The organism is Clostridium sp. SM-530-WT-3G (genome assembly GCF_012843905.1).
Classification (GTDB): domain Bacteria; phylum Bacillota; class Clostridia; order Clostridiales; family Clostridiaceae; genus Clostridium.
Genome location: NZ_JABAGC010000030.1, coordinates 1 through 18,372 on the forward strand (window position 1 = coordinate 1; position 18,372 = coordinate 18,372).

An 18,372-nucleotide genomic window follows, 5' to 3' on the forward strand; every position below is an offset into this window, starting at 1 on the left:
CTATTGAGTAATATTTCACAACTTATCACCTCAATAAGATTATATCATAAATAGAAATATATTTTTATATATTTTTACAGATTATTTTTAACAGTTAAAAGCCTCCAATAGTAAATGGAGTATCATTGATACTAACAGTCTCAGGAATATGATTAGTATCGTACTTTGTTCCCATGACTATTCCCATTAATGCATCATCCTTTAGAGTAGCTGCAGGTGCTAATAAAGCTAATTTACTAATTACATCTGGATAATACCCTGCAAGCATTCCTCCTACAACTCCACCTTGTGAATGACCTACAACATATATATCTGTTATAAAATCAAGTTTTCTAACATAATTTAAAATTGCCATAGCATCCTCAAGTTCATTTAAAATATCCATATCAACTAATTTACCATCACTTTTTCCATGGCCATTAAAATCAAATCTTATTACAGATATATTCTCTTTTAAAATTCTTGTAGCTATCTTGCTATATAATGAATCTTCTGTATATCCTAAATCTGCTAAAAATCCATGAAATATAATAGCTATAGGTCCTTTTTCATTACTAGCTCTTTCTAGTTTTCCTCTTAAAGTAATACCATCTCTTTGTAATTCAATGTCCATATTTTATCCCCATTTTCATCTAATAATTTTAAACAAATACATCTACAGATATGTTTCATAATATATTTTATAAAAATATTATAATTTCTTTAAAAATTTCAACTTTAAATATAATAAAAAATAGCCTCAGCTAATTTTTTATGATTTTCTTCATTCATATGAATATCATCTATTTCTGAAGGCACTGCATAATCTGCTGCATTCATAAACCCTACATCATAACGTCTGCATACATCTTCTATTGCTTTTCCTAGATACTTTGATTGGATAAAGCTATTTTCATTAAAATCTCCATATACCCCTTGCTTTTCTGCTATGTTTTCGCCAAGTAATATAGGTGATATAATAAGTATATTAGGAACATTAAAACCTTCCCATATATAAGGATTTTTGATAATTTTAATATATTCGCTTATTCCATTTGCTATATATCCAGCACGACAGCTAAAAGTTGTTTTCAACTCATTTGTTCCAAGCATTATAATAACTAAATCTATAGGCTTATGGCTCATTAATAGCATCTTTAAACTTTCAATACCACAAAGCTCTCTTTTTTGGGGGTCTATTGAAATAACTGTCCTTCCATTTAATCCTTCCTCAATTATTTCATCATCTGGACATAAACTTTGCAAAATCTTTGTCCACCTTTTCTTTTGACGTGAGCCATCTGCAGGATTATATCCCCATGTGTTACTATCACCAATACATAAAATTTTCATATTAATCCTCCCTTGAACCATTAGCATTATAAACTAATATCACCTCTATCATGATATTGTTTTCATATTATATTATATTTTATCAAACTCCCTATAGAAAATACAAATTAATTATGGATAATTTTACCTAAATATATTTTTTTATAGACACTTACTTACCTTTATGTTTATTTTAATTCTTTCATTATATAATACTGAAAAATTGAAATATAAAAAATCATATATCTAAGTTATAAAAACATGATATATGGTTTATCTTATAGTATTCAATTATACAAATTTTATTTTAAAAAATAATTACATTCTTACTACGTTTATTTCTTTTCTTGGTACAGTTCTCTTGTATTTAACTCTTGGGTAACCAACAAGCATACAAGCAACGAATTGTTCCCCTTCTTTTATTTGTAATAACTCACCTATCTTAGGATTATCAGCTAAAGCTCTTTCTAAGAATCCACTAAAGAATGTTCCAAGACCTAAAGCATCTATCATAAGTTCCATTTTTGATGCAGCTAAAGCTCCATTTATAACTCTATCTGCCTTTACTACTATCATTAAAGGTGCTTTAAAGAATAATCTATCTTCACCATCTGGATTTTCTAAGAAGTCTGTGTACATCTTCTTCCACATCTTTGCATATACAATATATGCTTGTGGAACACCTTCTTTATTCATAACTACATCTGCAACTGAATTTAAAGTTTCCAAAACCATCTTTCTAAGTTCTTGCATTTTATCTTTCACAACAACATAAGAAACAGCTTGCATATTGCTTCCAGTTTGGCTATACTTACCCGCTTCAAGAATCTTTTGTATTTTTTCTTCTTCTACTTCATCTTTTTTAAATAATCTTACACTTCTTCTAAACTTCATGAAGTTCATTAATCTTTCTGGGGCTATATCGAAATCTTCTTTGTTATATTCCATAACTTCGTCCATTGAGTATTCTTTTTCATCATCACAAGATACTGCGCCAGCTGGACAAATTGCAATACAGTGGCCACATCCTATACATGCTTCATTTTTTATATGAGCTTTTCCATTAACCATTTCTATATCGCTTACTATACAGTCTTGCGTACATAAAGTACATCCAATACATTTATCAGTATTTACTATCATTTCAATTTTCTCCTTTGTTTAAAGTTATAAATAAATATTATTTATTCTCAACAACACTCTAATAATTATAGTACTATTAAGAAATATTTCAATGCTCATATTTCAGGAATTCATCCCTAAATATTGTAAACTAAATTATTGTGAATGACACTAACTTTAATCCTATAACAAGTTTGTCATAGGGTTATTATTATACTGAACAAACATTTATTATAAAGCAATGACAGCATTTTATAATAAATATTTTCTTATTTTTTATAAGATAACTAAATTTATTCTTTTCTCTTCTTACCAATAGCAGCAAGATATATTACAAATTCCTCTTCTCCATCTAATTGTAACATCTCATCTACAGGCTTTTGATCATATATACCAATTGCACATACTCCTATATCTACTGATTCACCTGCAAGGTAAAGGTTCTGACATACATGTCCTACATCTATTAATATTTTCTTATGAGCTGTAATATCAAATTTCCATTCAGATCTATAAGGTGTTGTACTCCATGCAAAAGTAACTGCTGCTTTTCTAGCAAAATTAGGTACAAAAGGTTGTTCTAAAGTAATTGCATCTAGTCTTTCAGCAACATCTTCCATTGCCTCCATAAATAATAGCTTATGCTCCACTGGAAGATATCTATATACTCCTCTTTCCAAACCTTCAACATTGTTTATAAACAAATAAGTCTCAAATGTATGAGTTGCTCCACTACATGGAACAGTTCTATAAGTTAATCCTAACTTACTTGTTCCAATTATTCCTTGTGTTGCCCATAAAAGATATGATAATTCTTCAAGGCTTACTGGTTCTTCACTATAAAATCTAGTACTTCTTCTGTCCTTTATACAATCAAAAATATTTGGTTTTTTTAAAACATTTTTGCTTACAGCAGGAAGGTCAATTATTATTGAATTTAATTCATAAGATTTAACTCTTTCAGGTTCAGGTTTTCCCTTCATTTTATCAGTTTTAATCTTTTTAAATTCGCTGAAATTAGATTTTAGAAAGTTTCTTTCTTTTTCGTATCTCTTCTTCATTACGCTTTCTCCTTTGTTATGTGTAAATAGATATAGTATACATACCTTTTCACTACCATTATCTCAAAAAAAACAAGTAAAATCTACATTATAAAAAGATAGATAATCTTTTTTCAAAATCATCTATCTTTTAGTTAAACCATATTACATTTTTAATTTACTATATACCTACTGGTTCAAATATCCATTGTTGATTTGCATATCCACCGTAGCTCCATTGACATACATTAGTTCCATCTGAATTCTGACCATTAGCAATATCAATCATAAAGTTACCTAAACCGCTTTGTAATGTTATATATCCATTACCTAGATTCTTAACATACCATTTTTGTCCTTGAACTCCAGTACCTGTTCCAATTTCAATGTTTTGCCCAGCTATTCCTGTATTATTTGTAACTTGAAGATATTTTTGTGCATTAACATTTTTAATATAGTACCATCCATCTTTTACAGATACATTAGAATCATTTTGTATTGGATATTTAGGTGCTGGATTTTGTGGTTGTGATGATGAACCCATTACATCATAGTATGCTTGTAATACTGCATCATAAGCTTTTTTCTTTTGGTTAAAGTTTGAATATAAAAGTGGCTTTTCATCTTTACGCCATGAATTATTATCACATAATCCCCACCATACAAGAGCAGTTATTTTTGCACCTGCTTTCTTTTCTTCTAAGATAGCTTTCATTAAATCATAGTAATATTGCGCTTGTACATTTTCATCTTTACATTCTAAATCTAATTCAGTTATTTGAATTTCAAATCCTGCTTTTCTAAATGCTGCTATAGTAGATTTATAGTTTGCTACAGTTGGAAAATCAGTAGACAAGTGAGATTGCATACCAATTCCTGCACATACTTTTCTTCCTGAATTTATAAAGTTAATTAAATCAATTATTTCATTAACTTCCATGTATGTGTTGTAGTCATTGTAGAATAATTTTACTTTATCAGTCATTTTGAAATATTCTAAAGTATCATAAGCATAATTAAATGCATCTTTTACAAACTGAGCTCTTGTACTAGGATTTCCATAAATATATTGCCATCCTGAATTTTTCGCATGTAAAAATTCATTGACAACATCCCATGCATACACAATATCTGAATATTGGCTTGAGCATACATGTCCCATATAAGATTTGATGAAGAATTCCATTCTCTTGTTCATTACACTTGCATTTACATAACCTGCATTTTTATTATATCCAGTTCTAAAGAACCAGTCTGGAGTTTGAGAATGCCACACAAGAGTATGTGCACGTAATGCTAATCCATTATCATGACAAGTTTTTAAAATCTTATCAACAGTTGAAAAATCTAAATCTGGAACTGTCTTTCTGGATAATTTTCTGGAATATAATATCCTTTTGCTCTTGCTTCATTTACAGATATAATTTTAGGTGACCATGCTCTTAAAATATAATCTGGTTTCATTTCATTACCAACAGCCATACTGTTGTATTCTTTTTTTGCATACTGAAGAATATTGGGATTTAGAATTTCATCAGATACACATGCTGTCCCAACCTTAGGAATTACATTTCCATAGGTGTTCACTAAATTTGCATTACTTGGAATAGATGCTGCATTCGCCTTGGATATTCCTGCTGTAAACACTAATGAAACAGCCATGACTGCAGACATTGCAAGACTTAATACTTTTTTCACTTTGTTTCCCCCTTAATAAATAAATGTATAAATATAATTAATTAATCAAATATAATTAATTAATCAAACTACAATTTAATATAAATTGTTAAGAATTCCCTGAATAAGCCTGATAAATTTATATATCAGCATTACTATTTTCCATTTTACTTTATAATTGTAATATATTTCCATAAACTATACAAAAAAATATATTAAACTCTTATTTTTTATCTTCTTTGGCTTCACTTAAATATAAATAATTAAATAAAAATAGACTATCCTCCTGGACAATCTATTTTTTATAATTCCTAATAATATTTTAATGTTCTAAATATTAACCTATTTATCAAGGAAACGCATTATTTCATCAGCACTTTTTCTCTTTGATTGTGGTGCTTCATCTGGGTAACCATAAACAATAAGAGCAGCTACTGTTTCTTCTTCTGGTAAGTTTATAATTTTAGCAATTGATTCTTCATTAATTACTCCCATTATGCAAGTTCCAATACCTTTAGCATATGCAGCTAAACAGAATGTTTGGCAAGCTATACCAGCATCAAATACTTCCCAAGTGTTATTTGCTGAACTTTCAATACCATATTGTTCTAGTTTACCACTTTTACCTTTTACAAAGCTTAATACTGCAACACCTTTTGCATTCTTTAATGTATCCATGTTATATACGAAACCTTTAACAGCATCATTAGCTAATTTTTGAATAGTTTCTTCATCATCAATTAATGTATATCTAGCTATTTGGTAATTTACCCATGATGGAGCCCATCTAGCTATATCAATGATTTCTTTCATAGTTTCTCTATCTACTTTTTCATCTTTAAATTTTCTTATACTTCTTCTTTCTTTTATCATATCAATTGCGTCCATGTAAAAAAACCTTCTTTCTTTATCTTTTGTAATTATTTTTCCCTCAATATAATTATATATCCTATCAACTTACTCAACAAGTACTGACATTATTATAAGTGTTTTTATTAGTATATAATCCTTAACCAATCACCAAAAATATTAAATTATATGAACTATTCTCTATTATATTTCGTAAGTAACAGTTTCTCCTTTAAATTTAAAAAATTGTTTACTTTCTACTACTGTGTTATTATCTCTTATAGGGAAACAAAAAACAAGTATGATATTTTATGATACCAGTATCAGAAAGGATACCTATTAACTTTCAGTTATTAGTTAACAATGAACAGTTAACTAAAGAAAGTTTGTTAACTAAAAAAAACTAACGTCAACATTATTTTGTTGGCGTTAGTTTTTTATTATATTCTATTAATATGAACTATCTTGATAAATATCCAGTATATTCACTTGTATGAAGAAAATTATTGGCATTTTCTATTCTTTCCTTAGTAGGAGGTTGCACATCCTTTAAAGGATACTCTTTGCCAAGTTCTTCCCACTTAAATGTTCCAAGTGTATGATATGGAAGCACTTCTACACGGTCTACATTGTTTAAAGTTTTTATAAATTTATCAAGTTCTATTAGATTTTCATCATTATCACTTCCACCTGGGACTAGCACATGACGAATCCATATAGGCTTATTGATTTCTGATAAATATTTAGCCATATCAAGAATATTTGAATTACTCCATCCAGTAAGTATTTTATGCTTTTCTTCATTTATCTGCTTTATATCAAGCATTACAAGATCAGTTACCTTCATGAGTTCATTAAATTTACTAAAGAAAGGTTCTTCTCTTGTAAAAGGATTTCCTGAAGTATCAAGTGTAGTATGAATACCTTTGGCTTTAGCTTTTGTAAAGAATTCTATTAAGAAATCTATTTGAAGAAGAGGCTCACCACCACTTACAGTGATGCCGCCCCCCTTTTTCCAATAAGTTTTGTATCTTAAGGCTTGAGCTAATAACTCATCAGCAGTTTTTAGCTGTCCATCTTTCATTTCCCAAGTGTCCGGATTATGGCAGAACTGGCATCTCATATGACAGCCCTTTAAGAAAACTATAAAGCGGACTCCTGGTCCATCAACAGATCCAAAACTCTCTATTGAATGAACTCTTCCAATTATTTTATCAGAATTAGATTCTTTCATGACAAGTTCTTGAGATAACATCTAATTGTTGTTCTCTTGTTAAGTCGATGAACTTAACTGCGTAACCTGATACACGGATAGTGAAGTTTGCATATTCTTCTTTTTCTGGATGTTCCATAGCATCTTTTAATTTTTCAACACCAAATACATTTACGTTTAAGTGATGTGGTCCTTGATCAAAGTAACCATCTAGTACTTGAACTAGCTTGTCTACTTGTTCTTCTTTATTGTTTCCTAAAGCAGTTGGGTTAATAGTTTGTGTATTTGAAATACCATCTAATGCCCATTCGTATGGTAACTTAGCTACAGAGTTTAATGAAGCAAGTAATCCGTTTTGTTCTGCTCCGTAAGATGGGCTTGCTCCTGGTGAAAGTGGAGTCCAAGCTCTTCTTCCATCTGGCATGTTACCAGTGTACTTACCATATACTACGTTTGAAGTAATAGTAAGGATTGATGTAGTTGGTTCAGAATTTCTGTATGTGTGTCTCTTCTTGATTTTTTCAAGGAATGAGTTAAGAACATATACACCAATTTCGTCTGCTCTATCATCATCATTACCGTATTTAGGGAAATCTCCTTCGATTTCGTAGTCTACTACTAGACCTCTTTCATCTCTGATAGTCTTAACTTTAGCATATTTGATTGCTGAAAGTGAATCTATTACGTGAGAGAATCCAGCTATACCAGTAGCAAATGTTCTTCTTACATCTGTATCGATAAGAGCCATTTCTGCTGCTTCATAGTAGTATTTATCGTGCATGTATTGGATTAAGTTTAATACATTTACGTAAAGACCAGCTAACCAGTCACTCATTTGTTCATATTTAGCGATTACTTCATCGTAGTCTAAGTATTCTGAAGTAATTCCTTTGTATTCAGGTCCTACTTGCTTACCTGATTTTTCATCTACCCCACCATTGATAGCATATAATAAACACTTAGCAAGGTTAGCTCTAGCTCCGAAGAATTGCATTTCCTTACCAGTTTGTGTTGCAGATACACAGCAGCAGATTGAATAGTCATCTCCCCATACTGGTTTCATAACGTCATCATTTTCGTATTGGATTGAGCTTGTATCTACTGAAATCTTAGCAGCATACTTCTTGAAGTTTTCTGGAAGTGCTGAAGAATAGAATACAGTTAAGTTTGGTTCTGGTGATGGTCCCATGTTTTCTAATGTGTGTAAGAAACGGTAATCGTTCTTTGTTACCATGTGACGTCCATCAACACCAATACCAGCTAATCCGATAGTAACCCATGATGGATCTCCTGAGAATAATTCATTGTAAGAAGTTATTCTTGCAAATTTAACCATTCTGCATTTGATTGTTAAATGGTCGATTAATTCTTGAGCTTCAGATTCAGTGATTACTCCGTTTTCTAAATCTCTTTGGATATAGATATCAAGGAATGTAGATACACGTCCTATTGACATAGCTGCACCATTTTGAGTTTTGATAGCTGCTAAGTAACCAAAGTATAACCATTGAACTGCTTCTTTAGCATTTTTAGCTGGCTCTGATATATCAAATCCATAGCTTTCAGCCATTTTCTTCATGTCTTTAAGAGCATTAATTTGATCTGTGATTTCTTCTCTTAAACGGATAACATCTTCTGTCATAGTTCCGTCACCACAGTTAGCTTTATCATGTTCTTTTGCTTCTATAAGGTAATCTATACCATAAAGAGCAACTCTTCTGTAGTCACCTACGATACGTCCACGTCCATAAGTATCTGGAAGACCTGTGATGATATGACTGCTACGAGCTGCTCTCATTTCAGGTGTGTAAGCATCGAATACTCCTTGGTTATGTGTTTTATGATATTCAGTAAATATCTTGTGTAATTCTGGATTTGGTGTATATCCATAGTTTTCACAAGATTGTTCAGCCATCTTTATACCACCGTATGGCATGAATGCTCTCTTAAGAGGCTTGTCTGTTTGAAGACCTACGATTTGTTCAAGATCTTTTAATGATTCATCAATATACCCAGGACCATAAGCTGTAAGACCAGAAACAACTTCTGTTTCCATGTCAAGTACTCCGCCTTTAGCTCTTTCTTCTTTTTGTAATTCTTGTAATCTACCCCAAAGCTTATTTGTTGCATCTGTTGGATCTGCAAGGAAGCTTTCATCACCATCATATGGTTTATAGTTCTTTTGGATGAAGTCTCTTACATTGATTTCTTCTTTCCATAGTCTTCCTTCAAAGCCAGACCATTGTTCTTTTTCTAACATTATTAATTCCTCCTTGTATACTATGTATACTTGTATACATGTATTTTTACAATTTATATTATTAATTGGGTATAAGCTAAATTAAATTTTCCTCATCAAATATATAAAACATTTACGAACGCTAAATATTTTATATATTTGATTATTTGCAGAATTACTTTTTAATTAATCATTTAAAACCATATACTTTATACAGTAGGATAACTATTTATAAATAAGTATATTTTTTAACAATCTGAATTATATATTTTATGAAATGCTGAATTGTATTTTGTTTAGAAACTAAAACTATTAAACTTCACAAAAAACATACTAACGAATTTAATTACAGACTACAGAAAACAAATAATTAATATTATAAGATCACTTAAAAAAGAGACGCGATGAGTGAACTTACTTCCTAATCTGACTCATGTATTTTTACCAGCATTTCACAAAATCATATAATAAATATCCATAAAAATATTATCAGTTGAATATTATCTCATTTTAGTTTTTTTGTCAATATTTACTTTAATTATATTTTTTTATATTTTATATAATTTTTTTCAAAAAATTCATATTATTAATTCTGCATACAAAATTAATAAAATAACATAATCCTATATCAATTAAAAATAGTAATAAAAAATAAAGAAAAGGAATATTGAAAGCATTTTCTACTTAAAATATTCCTTTTCTCTATTACATTATAATAATTATTTAAATTAGATTTTATTAAAACTAATCAAGTTTACTGAACATATCTTTGCTTACTCCGCAAACTGGGCATACCCAATCTTCTGGAATATCTTCAAAAGCTGTTCCTGGCGCAATTCCTCCGTCTGGGTCTCCTACTGCTGGGTCATAGATATAACCACATGTGTCGCATACATATTTATCCATTTTTATATTCTCCTTTATTGTTCGTAATTTTATTTATATAAATTTTTATTTAGCATTATTAATTAATTATTTATTTAAGAAGTTCTGTTACAAGTCCTGGAATTAAGTCAAAATCACTTTCATCTGGATTCCAAAGAGATCTAACATTTTCATCTATTACTTCAAATCCTGCTTTAGCAAGCATTTCTTGAAGAACTTTTACAGATTCTCCACTCCATCCATAGCATCCAAATGCAGCTGCTTTTTTATTCTTAAACTTTAATTGTTTTAAAAATTCCATCCATCCAGCAACGCTTGAAAGAATACTGTTACTTACTGTTGGTGAACCAACTGCAATAGCTTTTGATTTGAATATTTCTGTCATAACTTCATTCTTATCTGCTTTTGCAATATTAAATACTTTTGCTACAGTATCAGGGCTTTGTCTGTGAACTTCATCTGCAATTCTATGAGCTATCTTTTCAGTTCCATTCCACATTGTGTCATAAGCAATAGTAACTTGATTTTCTTGATATTTATCAGCCCATTTACTATACATTTCTAAAATTTGACCTGGATTTTCTCTCCAAATAGCTCCGTGTGAAGGTGCAATCATGTCTATTGGAATATTTAATCCTGCAACTTCTTTTAACTTATTTGTAACAAGTGGTGCAAATGGATTTAATATATTTGCAAAATATTTCATTGCTTCTTTCTTTAATAAACATTGATCTGCTTTATCATTAAATAATTCTTCTACTGCAAAATGTTGTCCGAATGCATCATTTGAGAATAATATATTATCTCCTGTCATGTAAGTTGCCATAGAATCTGGCCAGTGAAGCATTCTCATTTCAACGAAGATTAACTTTTTACCATTTCCTATATCAATAGAATCGCCTGTTTTTACAACATGGAAGTCCCAACCTCTTTTTCCGTATTGCCCTTCAATACTCTTTACAGCATTCGCTGTGCAGTAAATTGGAGTATTTGGTATTTCTTCCATTAAAGCTACAAGAGAACCTGAGTGGTCACATTCTCCATGATTTGCAACTATGAAATCAATCTTATTTAAATCAATTTCCTTTTTTAAGTTTTCTACAAATTCAAATTGATGAGGAAGCCAAACTGTATCTATTAATACTGTCTTTTCTTCTTCTATTAAGTAAGCATTTTGGCTTGAACCATTTTTAATTGAAAAGTCATCTCCATGGAATTTTTCTAATTCCCAGTCTAAATAGCCTACCCAGCTTACGTTGCCTTTTACATGTTTTCTCATGTGATTTATCCCCCGTTCTTAACTCTGTTAACAAAAATTTAACATTTTTTTAATCTTAAATACTTAAATAAAACTATATTAAATATCTCTTTATTTAAATATTAAACTATTATAAAAAACTTATAATCCTTAATACTTAATTGTTCGTATCATCTCTTTCACACTTATCTTATGATTTATTCCACTTTTTTTCTGTTGCTTCAGCAACATTTTCTTGCTATTATTTATTTTATTCAAAATATTTATCAAAAAACGCAAAATTCGACATAAGAAAGGATAATATCATGAGTGAGTTAGATACATTTAAACAATACGAAGAAATTTTAAGGACGAGTTCTTTATTCCGTTCTATCCCTGAATCTTCTTACAAAGATTTATTAGAATTTCTTAATGCAAAGATTAAATTCTTTAAAAAGGATGAGTTTGTTCTTCATCTTGAAGATTCAGTTTTATATTCTGGAATAGTTTTAAATGGGATACTAGAAAGTTCATTTTTAAGTGAACACTTCAACAAGATAAATATTAATCATATTACTAAAGGGTGCCTGTTTGGAGAATCATTAGCATGTTTAAAAGCAAAAAATAGTCCTATTCAGCTTCGTGCATTAACAGACTGCTGTATTCTTTTTCTTGACTTTAGTAAGCTATTTGGTGATAACAGTGTTAATTCAAAATATCATCACCAATTAACAATTAATTTAATTCAAGATTTATCATCACAGAATCTATTTTTAAATTTAAAAGTTAGAATTCTAAGTCAAAAAGGTCTTAGAGACAGGCTTCATATTTATTTTAGTAGTTTAAAGCCTGATGAAAATGGTTATTTTAATATTCCTTTTTCTAAAACCGCCTTTGCAGAATTTTTAGGTGTAAATAGAAGTGCTCTTTCGAGAGAACTTAGTAAAATGCAAAGTGAAAATTTAATTGAGGTTGAGGGAAAATCAATTAAACTTATTTTATAAATGTAATGATTTTTAAATTTTGTTTTTGTAAATATGCAAAACTATCATACTAAATTTAATCAATAAATCACAAATAAGAATTTATCCTATTTGTGACTTATTGATTAAATTTAAACTATATTGCTTAGGTGTTATGCCAAAATTTCTTTTAAAAATATTTATAAAATATGATATATTATCGTATCCAAGAGAAAATGCTACTTCAGTAACACTTTGATAACCGAGCATTTCCTTTGCCTTCTTCAGCTTGAGATTTGTAAAATACTTATTTGGAGATATCCCAGTTGCCTTTTTAAAAATAGTCGAAAAGTTAGTAAGGGACATTCCTAATGAATATGATATGTCACTTATACTTATATCATTTAAAATATTACTATTCATAATATCAATTGACTGTCTTATTATATTATTGGAATTAAGCTTATTAAAATCACTGAATATTTTATGTTTAAATAATTCATATGTAATTTCTTGAGCTCTCAAATCTATTAAAAACTCTTTATTCTTTTCATTACTAATAGCTATATTTATTACATCATCCATTAAGTTCTTTACACTAATATTTTTAAATGTAGAATTATTTTGTAAATCTGAATCTATATTTTCTCTAAAATCATATTTTACTCTATTATTTACATATGATAAAAGATCATTAGAAATTTCAAGTACGAGTGCTTTAGTTGGATTTTCTGTTACAACTTCAACCTTAGAATTTGGTTTTAGTAGCACAAATTCATTATCTGAATATATTAATTTTTTTTCATTATTAACAGCAATTTTCTTTTCACCTTGTAAAACTCTACATAATCTATTACATTCATGGGTAGTATAAATATCTTTATCATTTCTCTTATAATTATAATATATTAATTTAACTAAATCCGTTTCTACTCCATTTACTATTTCTTTAGATAATGCTTCAAATTCTTTCATAACTATTGTTTCCTCACAAATGATAAAATTCTATTTAGTTGTATGAACATCCTCTTCTTAAATCTCAAATTAAGATTAATTACAAATAAGTCTCTACTTTAATACCTATAATATAATCAAAATATCTACATACCCCTTCAAATAAATTTAAATTCTAATACTCTTTTTATTCTTTTTCTTCAAAAACAGCATTTTATATAATTTTCGTTATTAATTATACAATGTTTTTTAAATACAACCAAATATTTTCGTGAATTTATAATCAATATTTAATGTAAATATCACATTTTTTTATTCCATATTGAAATTAAGTCTACTTTTTTTCAAAAATGAATTAGTTATTTTTTTAACATAACTGTATTATATGCCTGTAAGGTTTTTAAAACCAACGCGGCAAAACTTAGGAGGAATTATATATGAGTAGTAAATTTTTTATGCCACCATTAAGTTTAATAGGTAAAGGATGCTTACATGATGCAGGCCCACAATTAAAGGCTTTAGGACTAAATAAAGCATTAATCGTAACTGATAAAATGCTTATTGAAACAGGATTAGTTAACAATTTAACTAGCGTTTTAGAAAATAATGATTTAAATTATGCTATATATGATGGAGTAAAACCAAATCCAACAGTAACATCTGTTAATGAAGGATTAAGAATATTAGAAGAATTCGATTGTGATTTCGTAATATCATTTGGTGGAGGTTCAGCTCATGACTGTGCAAAAGGAATTGCTCTTCTTGCAAGCAACGGTGGAAAAATCAATGATTATGAAGGAGTAGATAAATCTACAAAACCATGTCTTCCACTTGTAACTGTAAATACAACTGCTGGTACTGGAAGTGAATTAACTGTATTTGCAATAATTACAGATGAAGAAAGACACGTAAAAATGGCTATAGTTGATAAAAACGTAAACCCAATAATGGCTATAAATGATCCAGTTTTAATGATGGGAATGCCAAAAGGATTAACAGCTGCTACAGGTATGGATGCCTTAACACATGCAGTTGAAGCTTATGTTTCTACAGCAGCAACACCTGCAACTGATGCATGTGCAGTAAAAGCGATTTCTTTAATAATGAATAATTTAGAAACAGCAGTTGCTGATGGAAGCAACGAAGAAGCAAGAGAAGCAATGGCTTATGCTGAATATTTAGCAGGAATGGCATTTAATAATGCTAACTTAGGATATGTTCATGCTATAGCACACCAATTAGGTGGATTCTATAACTTACCTCATGGTGTATGTAATGCAGTACTTCTTCCTCACGTTCAAAAATACAACATGGAAGTTGCTGCTGACAGATTAAAAGATGTAGCTTTAGCTATGGAATTAGACGTTAAAGAAATGTCTGATATTGAAGCAGCTAATGTAGCTATAGAAGCTATAAGAACTTTATCTAAAAACGTAAATATACCTTCTGGATTAGAAGAACTTGGCGTAAAAGAAAGTGATTTTGATACATTAGCTACAAATGCTTTAAAAGATGCTTGTGGTACTACAAACCCAAGACAAGGTTCAAAAGAAGAAATAATTGCTATTTTAAGATCAGCAATGTAATATAGCTTAATTTAACAATAAATATATAGTTTTTAACATTTAAAAATTATGAACCTGTTATTTGTTTAAAATAGCAGGTTCATAGTTTAATTATAACTATTCGCTACATACAGGAAGAACTATTATAAACTCGCTTCCAACACCAACTTCACTTTCCACATATATCTCTCCACCATGAAGTTTTATAAGCTGTTTAGTTATAGTAAGACCTAATCCACTTCCACCTTTTTGTTCAGAATTTTCATCTACAACCTGGTGGAATCTATCAAAAATTATTTTCTGATTTTCTTCGCTTATACCTATCCCATTATCTTTAACAACTATCTTTACTTTATCATCCAAATTATATATTAATACTTGTATTAACCCACCTTCAGGAGTAAATTTAGCAGCATTATTAACTAAATTTATGATACATCTTTCTATATCAAGTTTATTACACTGAATTAATTTTTCCTCTACATCAGTATCAAAAATTACTTCTAGTCCTTTTTCTTCAATGTAGTCTTTCATATCAAGAACTGTTTCTTCAACTAAATAAACAATATCCGTTTCTTGTTTAATTACAATATAATTATTATTTTCAATTTTTGTATAATCAATTAAGTTATTAATAAGATTTAATAACCTATTGCAGTTTCTACTCATTATATCCATATAATACATGAGCTTTTCAGTAGTTAAAATCGTATCATTCTTTAAGCATGAATTTATTAATTGATTTATACTACTTAATATATTTAAAGGTGTTCTAAGTTCATGTGATAAATTAACAAAATAATTATTCTTACTCTTCTCAAGCTTTAATACTTTATTGAATAATTCCTCATTTTTCTCCATTTCTCTTCTAAGTTCACAAGTCTTTACATCAACTAACTTGTCCATTTTCTTAACTCTATAAAAACATATATATACATAAATAATTATTACAAGACAATAAATAAATATAGCCTGTTTACTCCTCCAAATAGGAGCATTAATATCAAAGCTCATATGGCTGACTTCACTTACTACTCCATGCTGAGTCATTGTTTTTATCTCCAAATTATACTTTCCTGGGGCTAAATTTGCTAATAAAAGTGAATTATTATCAGCAACATTCCATTTGTCTTCACCATTTAATCTATAGTAATACTTTGTTATTTTTGTATTTCTATAATCATCTGTAAAAAAGTTTATCTTTATATTATTCTCATTATAATTAAGGTGCATATTAGGTACGGCCTTTTTTGCTATACCATTTACTTCAAAATTCTCAAATATAACTTTTGGCTGAAATGCAGATATTTTTATATCATTTATATCAATAACATTAAATCCATTTATGCCTCCAAAGTATAAATATCCATCATTACTATTAAAGCATGATCTCCCATTAAATTCATTGGACTGAAGACCATCTCCAACTGTAAAGTTTTTAAATGTCCCCTGGCTCATTGATAATTTAGATATACCACCATTTGTGCTCATCCATATATCATTATTTTCATCAACTAATATTCCATATACAGTATTATTTATTAATCCATCATTTTCTGTGTAATGAATAAATTTATCTGTATTTAAATCTAACACATTAAGTCCATGGCTGGTTCCAACTAATATATTTCCATCTAAATCTTCAGTTATGTACCTTATTGAATTATTACTTATACTGTCATTATCATCATTATTTCTATATACTTTATATTCCTTAGTATCTGGATTTATTTTTATTAATCCACCATGCAAAAAACATCCAATATAATAATTCCCATTAGAATCTTCATATACAGCCCCTACATTTTTATCATCTACTCCCATTTTATCCAATATGTATGTTATATCTAAAACTTGTCCACTTTTTATATCTAATATAGCTAATCCCTTATTAGTCCCTACCCATAAATATCCCTTAGAATCTACGAATAAAGACCTTATTCTATTGGATGGTAATCCTTCTTTATCTGTATAATTGGTTATATTATAGGTATAATTACTAACAGCATATTTTTCTATAATAGATAATCCTCTATCAGTACCTACACATACATAATTATCAATTCCAGTTATATCCTGTATTGAATAGCTAATAAGATTACTATTCTTTGGGTTTAAGTGTTTTATTTCATCCTCAGTAATAATATTTAAACCATTTTTATTAGTTCCTACCCATAATACTTTATCATTATCTTTATATATACCATTAACCATATTCCCACTTAAACTATTTTTATCATGCATCTTCGATTTAAAATGATAAAAATTATTAACAGGATCAAATACAGATATTCCACTATAGGTACCTACCCATATGAGTCCACTGTTATCTTTCAATAAACAATCTGTTTTTTCATCTATTAAACTATCTTTTTCATATGGTTCATCATTATAATTTGTAAATATCTCTTTTTCATAATCAAACTTACTGATACCTTTATCAGTAGCAACCCATAGTTTTCCATTAGAATCAAGAACCACATCTCTTACACTGCTACTTGATATTGAATATTTATCTTTAGTTTCTCTATAATTATCTACATGTGCATTATTTAAATTTATTCTAAACAATCCCTTATCTAATGTGCATACCCATACGTACCCTTTTGAATCATCATATGTAGTGTATACATCAGCTTTTCCAATTGTATCTTCATATTTATTGACAATATTTAATTCTTTATCTACTTCAACTACTCCTTCATCTGTACTAATCCATATATGACCTCTTGAATCTTCTTTAACTGAATATATGTATTGACTTGGCAGATCATTTTCTTTATCTAAGATTCTATAAAACTTCTCATTTTTTTCATAATACAAATTAAGCCCATCTTCTGTAGCTGCAAATATCCTATTATCTTTAGTAACAAGAATATTACATACATTACTATTGGATAAATTTCCTTTATCTTCTTTTTCAGAATAATTCCTTATTTCATCTGTATCAATATTTATTCTACTTATTCCCTCTAAAGTAGCTATCCACATAACACCATTTGTATCTTCTGCAATTCCTCTTATATAATTGCTTATTAATGAATTTTCACTATACTTATCATTTTTATAATGTTTAAATTCCTTTCCATTATATCTATTAAGTCCATCTTCAGTACCTATCCATATATACCCCCTGCTATCTTGATACATATTACCTACTGTAGACTGTGATAGTCCATCTTCAATCGTTATATTATTAAATTTTATATTTAAGTCTATATCAGCATAACTTAAATCACACTTTATAAACAAAAATATAATTAAAAAGAACAACACTCTTCGTCTCATTCTATTACTCAACATAATACTCCATCCTAC

Annotated in this window: 15 protein-coding genes; 2 read left to right on the top strand and 13 right to left on the bottom strand. The window is 28.9% G+C overall.

The genetic code is table 11. The annotated features are described in order from the left end of the window. Window positions 1-94: 94 nt before the first annotated feature. The 11 genes from HF850_RS10885 to HF850_RS10935 form a co-directional block, all read right to left on the bottom strand. A complete protein-coding gene (locus HF850_RS10885) occupies window positions 95-613 on the bottom strand; it encodes an alpha/beta fold hydrolase (protein WP_169105469.1) in 519 nt (172 codons plus the stop codon). Window positions 614-717: 104 nt separating this feature from the next. Next, on the bottom strand, window positions 718-1,332 hold the full coding sequence (locus HF850_RS10890; RefSeq protein ID WP_169105470.1) for a GDSL-type esterase/lipase family protein: 615 nt from the start codon (window positions 1,330-1,332) through the stop codon (window positions 718-720). Window positions 1,333-1,629: 297 nt separating this feature from the next. After that, window positions 1,630-2,454: a nitroreductase family protein gene (locus HF850_RS10895; RefSeq protein ID WP_169105471.1), complete on the bottom strand. Its 825-nt coding sequence runs from the start codon at window positions 2,452-2,454 to the stop codon at window positions 1,630-1,632. 272 nt (window positions 2,455-2,726) lie between these two features. Beyond that, the gene (locus tag HF850_RS10900; protein ID WP_169105472.1) at window positions 2,727-3,494 is read right to left on the bottom strand and encodes a SagB/ThcOx family dehydrogenase; all 768 of its coding nucleotides are present in this window, start codon (window positions 3,492-3,494) and stop codon (window positions 2,727-2,729) included. A 160-nt stretch (window positions 3,495-3,654) separates the two neighbouring features. Continuing rightward, window positions 3,655-4,866, bottom strand: coding sequence for an endo-1,4-beta-xylanase (locus tag HF850_RS16160; protein WP_347564430.1), 1,212 nt, complete (start codon window positions 4,864-4,866; stop codon window positions 3,655-3,657). Then, window positions 4,821-5,171 (bottom strand): endo-1,4-beta-xylanase, encoded by a 351-nt coding sequence (locus HF850_RS15850; RefSeq protein WP_243159472.1) that lies wholly within the window; start codon window positions 5,169-5,171, stop codon window positions 4,821-4,823. The genes HF850_RS16160 and HF850_RS15850 overlap by 46 nt, the downstream gene beginning before the upstream one ends. A gap of 321 nt (window positions 5,172-5,492) precedes the next feature. Further along, window positions 5,493-6,038, bottom strand: a complete 546-nt coding sequence (locus HF850_RS10915) for a nitroreductase family protein (protein ID WP_169105473.1) — start codon at window positions 6,036-6,038, stop codon at window positions 5,493-5,495. A gap of 421 nt (window positions 6,039-6,459) precedes the next feature. Then, a complete protein-coding gene (gene pflA, locus HF850_RS10920) occupies window positions 6,460-7,254 on the bottom strand; it encodes a pyruvate formate-lyase-activating protein (protein ID WP_169105474.1) in 795 nt (264 codons plus the stop codon). After that, window positions 7,220-9,472, bottom strand: coding sequence for a formate C-acetyltransferase (gene pflB, locus HF850_RS10925; RefSeq protein ID WP_169105475.1), 2,253 nt, complete (start codon window positions 9,470-9,472; stop codon window positions 7,220-7,222). Before pflB ends, pflA begins: the two co-directional genes overlap by 35 nt. 723 nt (window positions 9,473-10,195) lie before the next feature. Then, on the bottom strand, window positions 10,196-10,357 hold the full coding sequence (gene rd, locus HF850_RS10930; protein ID WP_169105476.1) for a rubredoxin: 162 nt from the start codon (window positions 10,355-10,357) through the stop codon (window positions 10,196-10,198). A 70-nt stretch (window positions 10,358-10,427) separates the two neighbouring features. Further along, on the bottom strand, window positions 10,428-11,615 hold the full coding sequence (locus HF850_RS10935) for a flavodoxin domain-containing protein (protein ID WP_169105477.1): 1,188 nt from the start codon (window positions 11,613-11,615) through the stop codon (window positions 10,428-10,430). Between the two features lie 284 nt (window positions 11,616-11,899). Between HF850_RS10935 and HF850_RS10940 the strand changes: the two genes are divergently transcribed. Beyond that, window positions 11,900-12,577 (top strand): Crp/Fnr family transcriptional regulator, encoded by a 678-nt coding sequence (locus HF850_RS10940; protein ID WP_169105478.1) that lies wholly within the window; start codon window positions 11,900-11,902, stop codon window positions 12,575-12,577. Window positions 12,578-12,658: 81 nt separating this feature from the next. Here HF850_RS10940 and HF850_RS10945 read toward each other — a convergent pair whose 3' ends face one another. Further along, on the bottom strand, window positions 12,659-13,510 hold the full coding sequence (locus tag HF850_RS10945) for an AraC family transcriptional regulator (RefSeq protein ID WP_169105479.1): 852 nt from the start codon (window positions 13,508-13,510) through the stop codon (window positions 12,659-12,661). 416 nt (window positions 13,511-13,926) lie between these two features. Here HF850_RS10945 and yiaY point away from each other — a divergent pair, with 416 nt between their 5' ends. Beyond that, window positions 13,927-15,075, top strand: a complete 1,149-nt coding sequence (gene yiaY, locus HF850_RS10950) for an L-threonine dehydrogenase (RefSeq protein ID WP_169105480.1) — start codon at window positions 13,927-13,929, stop codon at window positions 15,073-15,075. 96 nt (window positions 15,076-15,171) lie between these two features. Here the strand turns inward: yiaY and HF850_RS10955 are convergent, their stop codons facing one another. Continuing rightward, window positions 15,172-18,357, bottom strand: coding sequence for a two-component regulator propeller domain-containing protein (locus HF850_RS10955; RefSeq protein WP_169105481.1), 3,186 nt, complete (start codon window positions 18,355-18,357; stop codon window positions 15,172-15,174). Between the last annotated feature and the right edge of the window lie 15 nt (window positions 18,358-18,372).